Annotated in this window: 1 protein-coding gene; it reads left to right on the top strand. The window is 62.2% G+C overall.

All coding sequences use genetic code 11. From position 1 onward, the window contains the following. On the top strand, window positions 1–1,518 hold a 1,518-nt coding region (locus AC0L2Y_RS34390; RefSeq protein ID WP_473562308.1), incomplete at its 5' end, for a recombinase family protein. Window positions 1,519–1,546: the final 28 nt, after the last annotated feature.

A 1,546-nucleotide genomic window follows, 5' to 3' on the forward strand; every position in this document is an offset into this window, starting at 1 on the left:
GATCCCGACATGCGCCTGCAGGAGACCATTCGCCTGATATTCGCGCGTTTCCGCGAACTCGGCAGTGCGCGCCAGGTCCTGATCTCGATGATCGACGATGGCGTGCATTTCCCCAGACCCTCCGACGGCAAGAAGATGGTGTCCTTCGCCTGGGTTCCGGTCCGCTACCGCAACGTGATCTCCGTCCTGAAGAACCCGTTCTACGCCGGCGCTTATGTCTATGGTAAGAGCGAGAAGCGCACCGAGATCGTGGATGGCCGCGTCCGCAAGAGCTATGGTCATTACAAGCCGGCCAGCGATTGGGCGGTGGTGCTCAAGGAGCATCACGAAGGCTATATTGGATGGAGCGAGTACGAACGGAACCAGGAACTTCTCGCCGCCAACGCCTATGGCAAGGCCGGCGGCGTCAAGTCGGGGCGCGGCGGTCGCGCGTTGCTCCCGGGTCTTCTCTCCTGTGGTCGATGCGGGCGAAGACTGGTTGTCACGTATGCCGGACGTGGCCAAGGTTACCCGGTCTATCGTTGCGAGCGGGGCAACACCATGATGGCGCAGGCGCGATGCATGTCGTTCAACGGCTTTCGCACCGATGCGGCGGTGGCCCGCGAAGCCTTGGAGGCGGTTGCGCCGATGGCGATCGAAGCGGCGTTGGAGGCTGAACAGATGCAGCTGGAGAGCGAAGCCAGGCGGCGGCAGATGATCGAGATGGACCTGCAGCAGGCACGCTATGAGGCATCGCTCGCCGAGCGCCGCTATGCCGCCTGCGACCCGGAGAACCGGCTTATAGCGGCCCAGCTCGAGAGGAACTGGGAAGCTACGCTCAGGCGCGTGGAGACCTGCGAGGCCCGGCTCAGTGAAGTCCAGCGTATGGAGCCTGTCGACGCGATCCCTGACTTCACCGGCCTCGCCCAGGATCTCGAAGCCGCCTGGAATGCGCCGGGTGTCGATATGCGCTGCCGTCAGCAACTGCTGCGCGCGCTCATCAAGGACATTGTGGCGGACGTCGATGACGACGCGCGCGATGTGATCCTGACCATCCATTGGCATGGGGGCCAGCATTCCCAGGTAAGGGTTCGCAAACCCAAATCCGGAGAGCATGGCCAGAGTACGCCTGAGGAGGCTCTGGCGGTCATGCGATCCATGGCAACGCGATGGTCGGATGCCGAAATCGCCGCCACACTCAACCGCATGGGCATGAAGACGGGTCAGGGAAAGACCTGGACTGCGCGACGCGTCCAATCGCTGCGCACGGTGCACAAGATCAGCGGCTATCGGTCTTCCGACAAGAACGGCGAGTGGCTTACCATGTCGGACGCGGCCGCGAAGCTTGGCGTGTCGCACGTCAAAATCCGCCGGTTCGTCAGGGACGGCGTATTGCCAGCCGAGCAGGTCATGCGCGGCGCGCCCTACCAGATCCGCGCCAGCGACCTTGAAGATGAACGGATCAAGGCCGATTTGGCGCGCAAATCTCCGCGTATCATCAACGACGATAATCAGAAATCGCTGTTTCCCGCCATTTGAAGAGGGGGTGCATAATGAATCAGTCTTC

The sequence above is a fragment of the Mesorhizobium sp. WSM4830 genome (genome assembly GCF_055811495.1).